Genomic DNA, 7,124 nt, shown 5'->3' with positions numbered 1-7,124 from the left:
TCAGGCTGAGTGCTGCGGACAGCACGAAGCCGTCGGGCACAGGCACGCCGAGCTGCGCCATGCGGCCCAGCTGCCAGCCTTTGCCGCCCGCGGCCTGCGGGCCGGCCAGGGCGGCGCATGCCCAGTTCAGCACGGCGGTAGTCATGCCGCCGTCTCGGGGGCCACGCCGCGCACGAAGAGGCTGATGGCGGCGTCGAATTCCGCCTTCAGGCTGGCGCGGGGCTGGTCTAGCCAGCGCAAGAGCGCGCCCAAATACAGGAACTGCAATTGATGGGCCAGTTGTCCGGCGCCAAGATCGGTCCGAGCTTGGCCGGCGGCCTGCGCTTCCTCGATCAGGGCGGTGTACAGCGCCTGCATGCCGCTGCGCGGATAGCGGCCGTCGTCGCGGGCGCCGGGCTGCAGCGTGGACAACCGGTAGCGCAGGTACGGCCCCAGATAGGCGCGATGCGACTCGGACCAATGCGCCGAGGCATGCAGTATCCGCGTCAGGCGCCGCGCCAGGGTGGGCAGGGCGCGTAGCGCGGGCTGGAGTTCGCGCACGCTGGCGGCCAGTTCTTCATGGAAGCGGTGCGCAAGCAGGGCTTCCTTGACGGGGAAATGGTTGTACAGCGTGCCCTTGGAAACGTCCGCCTGGGCTGCGATCTGTTCCATGGTGACCGCGTCATAACCCAGGGTTTCGAACAGGCGCCAGGCGGTTTGCGCGAGGTGATCCAGGGTCTGCAGGCGTTTGCGTTCGCGGCGCCCGGCCTCGGGCGCGGCGGATTCGGAGGGAGAGAATGCTGAAGAATCCATGGCCGGAAAATAATTGAACGACGAATAATATTATACGTCGTTTAATTATTGTGGCAAACCCCGCCCGAGGCGGAGGCCGCCCGCCTCAAGCCGTGGCGGGCATCTCGCCGTGCAGCAGGTAGTCCATCAATTCACGCACGGAGCGCATGGCGCTGCCGAAGGGCAGCTTGGAGGCGCCGCGGAAGAACAGGCCGCGGCTGACCTCGCCGCGCATGGCGGCCGCCAGCTTCAGGTCGATGCAGAATTGTCCGAAGCGCGCGAGGCCGTCGCGCAGCCCGCATTGCGTCAGGCAGTCCATGCGCTGGCTGCAGCGCCGCGCGTCGCAGCGGGTGTTGGCCTGCAGCGTTTTTTCCTGGCGCAGATAGCGCGTCAGCCACGGCGTTTCCACGGCGCGGGCAGGCAGGCCCGCCACGCTGGTGAATTCAGCCAGCTTGTCTGGATCGGCGTCGATCAGCACGCGCTTGAAGTTCTCGTGCGCATCGCCTTCCTGGGTGACGGCAAAGGCCGTGCCGACCTGCACGCCGTCGGCGCCGTTGGCCAGCCAATGGCGCACCTGCTCGTGGCTGCCCACGCCGCCCGCCACGATCAGGCGCGGTGCGTCGGAGCCCAGTGCCAGCTCCTGGAACAGCTTGTGGCAATCGGCCAGCACGAGCTGGAAGTCGAAGCGCTCGTTGTGGATGTCGTCCAGGCGGGCTGCGCCCAGATGGCCGCCGGCGTAGCCGGGATGCTCGATCACCACGGCGTCGGCCATACGGCCCTTTTTCATCCATTTCTTCAGCACCACGGCCACGCCGCGCGCCTCGGACAGGATGGGCACCAGCGCCACCTTGGGGTAGTCGGCTGTCATCTCGGGCAAGTCCAGCGGCAGGCCGGCGCCCATGACGATGGCCTGGGCGCCGCTTTCGCAGGCCTGGCGCACCAGGGCGGGATGGTCGCGCACCGCTTTCATGACGTTTACGGCCACCAGGCCGCGGCCTTGGGCCGTGTCCAGCGCGGCCCGCACTTCGCGGTCCAGCGCGACCTGGTTGGCGCTGTCGATGATGTCGCGGTCATGGCAGCGCTCGGTCTTTTCCAATAGATCGGGATGGTGATGGCGCAAATCCACACTGGCGATGGTGCCCATGGCGTTCTGGCTGGCGACCGCGCCGGCCAGGCGATGGGCGGATACGCCGACGCCCATGCCGCCCTGGACGATGGGCAGCAATTCGCGTCCGGCGAGGGTGAGTGATTTGAACCACGTCATGATGAGTCTTTCCTCTTTTCAAGTGGACAGAGGCTAGAGCAAGGGCTGACGGGTCGCTTTGCGCAGGATCAAGCGCGGGGCAGCTAGCCCCGCAGGGGCGCGGCGTGGGGGCCTTCGGCCCACCGCCGGGCCGTCCCAAGGTGGGCCAGCCCCCTTGGGGGGCAGCTAGCCCCGCAGGGGCGCGGCGTGGGGGCCTATCCCAATAGTTTGACGATGGCCGGCACCGACAGCACCGCGGTGTAGTAGCCCATGAACTGCACGCCGGTATTGAAGCCGAACAAGCGTGACAGCAGTCCGCCGAACAGGCCCATGGTCAGGATCACGAGCAGGCCCAGGAACTGGCCTTCCCAGATGCTGATCACGATGATCAGGCCGACGAAGGTGGCGATGATGGCTTCATGGCTGACCTTGCGCGACACGAACAGCGCGGCGCGGCGCGCGAAATTCATGGCAAACGGATAGGACACCACCGCAGCCAGCAGCACCGCCAGCATGCCGTAACCCAGGAACTCCCAGTGGTTCAGCAGATTGTGCAGGTTGTGCGTCTGGCCCGAGGCCGCGTCCACCGTGAAGCGCGGCGGCGCGTTGAAGAGCGGCGCGGCGGGACCGGCAGCCACTGGGCTGAGCGGCAGGCCAAAGGCGATCAGCGGAATCAGCGCCTCGGCGATGTAGGTCGCCTCGGTCACGCCGTTGCGCGCGCTCAGCACCGTCGTCAGGCGGTGATAGGCATGCTTGATGCGCGAGCCCACCAGTTCGCCCAGCACCACGGTCATGGCCACGGGGCTGAACACGAAGGTGGCGCTGGAGATCGCGGCCGTGGCCAGGGTCCAGCGCGTCTGCGTGCGGTCCATGACCTTCAGCGGGTTGGGGAAGTAGCCCGACCAGCCCTTGACGTCCGGCGCCAGCGAGAACGTGCGCACCTTGTCGCGCATCATGCGCGTACGGCCCTGTGGCGAGATCACCGTGAACAGGTCCGCGATCAGCGGCCCGATCGCGATGCCCAGGAAGTAGCTGATGCTCAGCTTGACGCCGTATTTGGCGGTGAGGCTTTGCAGCGCGATGATGACCACCACGAACGGCACCAGCAACGCCACCGCGGCCCAGCGTCCGGCCGAGAAATAGGCGATCAGCACCGCGGCGGCCAGGAAGATCCAGGGCGCCGACTTGGTGATGGCGGCGCCGAACGGGGCCAGCAGCACCGCGAACAGCACAGCCAGCGGCACCGCCACGAAGGCCGCGACGATGGCGCCTGACACCATCTTGCGCAACGCGATGTGCGGCACGCCCAGCTTGCGCAGCATGTTGGCGTCCTGCAGCAGCGGCGTGGCCAGCGTATCGCCCGGGATGCCCAGCAGGGCCGTGGGAACGGCGTGCGTCATGTGCTTGGCGACCGCGCCGGCCAGGAAGAAGGTGAACACGCCTGCGGGAGGCACGCCCAGCAGCACCACCAGCAGGGTCAGCGGCGCCAGCGTGGTGGTTTCGTCGGTGCCGGACACCAGGCCGATGGCCGCGAACACCACCGCGCCCAACAGCCCCATCGCGGCAGCCACCATGATTTGTTCAAGCAGGATGGGATCGCTCATGCCAGCGCCTCCTTGCTTGCGCCTTGCGGCAGGCCGGCGGCCGCCTGCGGCTGCTCAGGCTGGGCGGCGGATTCGGCGAACAGGTCGTACAGACCCAACTCCTTCAGTTCGCGCTTTGTCGGTTCGGGCAAGTCGGCCAGCGACCCCAGGCCGCCCGGCTGCTCGGCCAGTTCGGCCAGGACTTCGGCGCGCCAGGCCGGATCATGGGTGGAGCTGTGCTCGATCACTTCGCGCTTGGGCGGGAACAGCCGGGCGCAGATCACGCCCGCCAGCACGCAGCCGGCCAGGCCGGCCAGCATGGCGTAGGCGTGCGCCAGTTCCGGCGACGCCACGATGCCGCGCAGCCAGCGGCTGGCGGCATAGAAGCCCGCCACGCTGATGACGATGCCGATGCCGATGGCCCAGGCCAATTGGCGCAGGTCCACCGTGTCGCTCCAGACTTCCGCCAGGCGCCAGGAAGGCGCGGGGGTGCTTGGTTTCATGTCTCTCTCCTCTGTGGTCGGGCGGCGTCCGGGGGGGCCGGGCGCCGCTTTTGTAGTTGTCCAGGGCCTGCGCGGGGCGCCTGTTGCTGCATGCAAGGCCGCCTGGCCTTGCAGCGCGCGCTTATCGCGGCTTGCGCAGTTCCTCCAGCAAGGCCAGCGCGCGGTCGGTGCGGACATCCTTTTCCGCCGCCATGCGCTTGGCGACCGTGTCGATTTCCGCGCCGGTCGCACCTGCCACCAGCGCGATGTTGCGGGCATGCAAGGCCATGTGGCCGCGTTGTATGCCTTCGGTTGCCAACGCGCGCAGCGCGCCCAGATTCTGCGCCAGGCCCACGGCCACGGCGATTTCGCCCAGTTCCTGGGCGGAACGCAGGTCCATGATCTTCAGCGCCAGCCGGGCCAGCGGATGGGTCTTGGTGGCGCCGCCCACCAGCCCCACGGGCATGGGCATTTCTATCGTGCCCACCAGTGCGCCGGAGTTGTCCTTTTCCCATTGCGTGAGCGAGGTGTAGCGGCCCGAGCGGCTGGCGTAGGCATGGGCGCCGGCCTCGACCGCGCGCCAGTCGTTGCCGGTAGCGACGATGACGGGGTCGATGCCGTTCATGATGCCCTTGTTGTGGGTGGCGGCGCGGTAGGGGTCGACCGCCGCGAAGGTGTAGGCGTCCAGCACGCCTTCGATGATCTCGGCGCCGCTGCGCTCCTTGGTGTCCAGCGCTTGCGGCGTGAGGCGTACGCGGGCGCGGGCCAGGCGCAGGTCGGCCAGATTGGACAGGATGCGCAGGCGTACCGAGCCGCCCGTGATCTGCTCGACCAGGGGCGCCACGGCCTCGGCCATGGTGTTGACGGTGTTGGCGCCCATGGCGTCGCGCACGTCCACGATCAGGTGCATCACGATCATGGGACCGCGCGGCGTGTCGGGGAATACATGGACTTCGATGTCCTGGCAGCCGCCGCCCAGTTCGATCAGTACCTTGTCGCGGCTGTTGGCCAGCGTGACGATGCGCTCGCGCTCGCGCAGCAACGCCAGGCGCGCGCCCTGCGGATCGCTCAGCCCCAATACCTGCACCTGCGCGCGCATCAACGGACGAGTGCTGGAGGTTTCGAAGCCGCCGCATTCGCGCGCCAGCTTGGCCATGTAGGACGCGGCCGCCACCACCGACGGTTCTTCGACCGCCATCGGCACCAGCACGTCACGGCCGTTGACCTGGAAGTTGCAGGCCACCCCCAGCGGCAGTTCGAACGAGCCGATGACGTTTTCGATCATGCCGTCGGCGCGGTCCAGGCCGAGCGCGCCCGGATTGGCAAGCAACTGGCGTTCCTCGGGCGTGAGCGCGGCGGCGTCGGCGATGGCCGCCAAGCGTAGTGCAGGGGTCAAGGCGCGGAAATTGGGCAGGCGTGAATCGGCCACGATGAGGTGTCTCCGTATAAGAATCGAGTGGCCTGATTCTAGGTAAACTGTACCGCTATTGAGAGGTACAGTTTGGACAAACAGTACCATTGCACTGCACCAATTCTGCCAGCCTATCCCATAGGAAATTCCGCTTGGAAGCAGCACCAACCAGTGGCAGGCCACAGCGGGCCGCGCCTATCGCCGAGAGCCTGGCCAGGCTGATCGGTCAGCAGATCGCCGACGGCGTCTACCGGCCGGGCGACAAGCTGCCGTCCCTGCGCGAATTGGCGCAGTTGCACCGCTATGCGAAGAACACCGTGGTGGTGGCGTTTGAAATGCTGGTGGCGCAAGGGCTGGTGGAGCCGCGCCGCGGCTCCGGCTTTTTCGTGCTGGAAGCGGATTTCACGCGCAAGGCCGCGGATGAAGAGCCCGGCCAATTGAGCCGTGCCATGGACATCGTGTGGCTGATGCGCGAACAGCTCAAGACCCAGCCCGACGCGGTGGCCGTGGGCGACGGCTTTCCGCCGGTGGAATGGTTGGCGGACATGCGCATGGACCGCTATCACCAGAAAGTGGTGCGTACGGGGCTGGGCGCCTTGTTCCGTTACGGCAGCCGCTTCGGCTACGCGCCGCTGCGCGAAAGCCTGGTCCGCAAGCTGGGCGACGTGGGCATCAACGCCGCGCCGCCGCAACTGGTGCTGACGCACGGGGCGAATGAAGCCATGGATCTGGTGATCCGCTATTTCGTGCCGCCCGGCGCCGCCGTGCTGGTGGACAACCCAGGCTACTACCCGCTGTTCGGCAAGCTGAAGCTGGCCGGGGCGCGCATGCTGGGCGTGCCGCGCCTGCCGGACGGTCCGGACCTGGCCGCGCTGGAAGCCCTGTTGCAACGCGAGAAGCCGCGCCTGTTCTTCACCCAGTCGCTGGCACACAATCCCACCGGTTCGGACATTTCGGCGGCCAAGGCCTACAAGGTCCTGCAACTGGCCGAACGCTACAACCTCACCGTGGTGGAAAACGATCCGCTGGCCGACTTCAAGCCGACGTCGGCGGTGCGCCTGTCAGCGCTGGACCAGCTGGAACGCACGATCTACATCGGCAGTTTCTCGAAGTCGTTCTCGGCCGCGCTGCGTGTGGGCTTCATCGCCTGCAATGCAGCCCTGGCAAGCGATCTGGCCGACCTGAAGGCGCTGGTTCACGTCAGCAGTTCCGAGTACTGCGAACGCATGGTGGACGTAATGCTGCGCGAAGGGCACTACGAGCGGCACCTGGTCAGGCTGCGCCAGCGGCTGGAAGCCGCCACAGGCCATGCCTTGCAGGTGCTGGACGCCTTGGGCGCGGAGGTCTATGCCCGGCCGACCAGTTCGCTGTACCTGTGGTCGGCCTTTCCGGGCGTGGCGGATTCGCTCACGCTCGCGGCGGACCTGATGCCCGAGAAAGTCATCATGGCGCCGGGACGCGTGTTCAGCGTGGACCCGACGGCGGTGTCGCCGTGGTCCCGCTGCAATGTGGGCGCGGTGGGATCGCCCCGGTTCCAGGCCACCCTGCGGCGGCATTTGCCTCAACGATAGGCGAACTCCTCGAACCATTGCATCAGCAGGGCCAGGGCCGGCGCGCCGAGCGCGCGTACCGGC

General features: G+C 67.5%; 6 protein-coding genes. 1 reads left to right on the top strand and 5 read right to left on the bottom strand.

Translation table 11 applies throughout. The annotated features are described in order from the left end of the window. Positions 1–141 precede the first annotated feature (141 nt). From VIR09_RS00420 to VIR09_RS00400, 5 genes are all read right to left on the bottom strand, one after another. Positions 142–792, bottom strand: a complete 651-nt coding sequence (locus VIR09_RS00420) for a helix-turn-helix domain-containing protein (protein WP_332010631.1) — start codon at positions 790–792, stop codon at positions 142–144. Positions 793–877: 85 nt separating this feature from the next. Further along, on the bottom strand, positions 878–2,035 hold the full coding sequence (locus VIR09_RS00415) for a nitronate monooxygenase family protein (protein WP_332010629.1): 1,158 nt from the start codon (positions 2,033–2,035) through the stop codon (positions 878–880). Between the two features lie 194 nt (positions 2,036–2,229). Next, positions 2,230–3,618 carry a tripartite tricarboxylate transporter permease gene (locus VIR09_RS00410; RefSeq protein ID WP_332010626.1) on the bottom strand — a complete coding sequence of 463 codons (1,389 nt, stop codon included), beginning with the start codon at positions 3,616–3,618 and terminating at the stop codon, positions 2,230–2,232. Next, on the bottom strand, positions 3,615–4,100 hold the full coding sequence (locus tag VIR09_RS00405) for a hypothetical protein (protein ID WP_332010623.1): 486 nt from the start codon (positions 4,098–4,100) through the stop codon (positions 3,615–3,617). The genes VIR09_RS00410 and VIR09_RS00405 overlap by 4 nt, the downstream gene beginning before the upstream one ends. Positions 4,101–4,221: 121 nt before the next feature. Beyond that, positions 4,222–5,511, bottom strand: a complete 1,290-nt coding sequence (locus VIR09_RS00400) for a hydroxymethylglutaryl-CoA reductase, degradative (protein WP_332010633.1) — start codon at positions 5,509–5,511, stop codon at positions 4,222–4,224. A gap of 131 nt (positions 5,512–5,642) precedes the next feature. On the opposite strand from VIR09_RS00400, the gene VIR09_RS00395 reads away from it, so the two are divergent. Then, on the top strand, positions 5,643–7,061 hold the full coding sequence (locus VIR09_RS00395) for a PLP-dependent aminotransferase family protein (RefSeq protein ID WP_332010621.1): 1,419 nt from the start codon (positions 5,643–5,645) through the stop codon (positions 7,059–7,061). Positions 7,062–7,124: the final 63 nt, after the last annotated feature.

It is taken from the genome of Achromobacter sp. (genome assembly GCF_036567245.1).
GTDB lineage: Bacteria > Pseudomonadota > Gammaproteobacteria > Burkholderiales > Burkholderiaceae_B > Achromobacter.
This window is presented reverse-complemented; position numbering and strand designations above follow the sequence as displayed.

Coding starts and splice junctions, on each gene's coding strand:
- VIR09_RS00420 (WP_332010631.1), bottom strand. CDS start 792: ATGGATTCTTCAGCATTCTCTCCCTCCGAATCCGCCGCGCCCGAGGCC.
- VIR09_RS00415 (WP_332010629.1), bottom strand. CDS start 2,035: ATGACGTGGTTCAAATCACTCACCCTCGCCGGACGCGAATTGCTGCCC.
- VIR09_RS00410 (WP_332010626.1), bottom strand. CDS start 3,618: ATGAGCGATCCCATCCTGCTTGAACAAATCATGGTGGCTGCCGCGATG.
- VIR09_RS00405 (WP_332010623.1), bottom strand. CDS start 4,100: ATGAAACCAAGCACCCCCGCGCCTTCCTGGCGCCTGGCGGAAGTCTGG.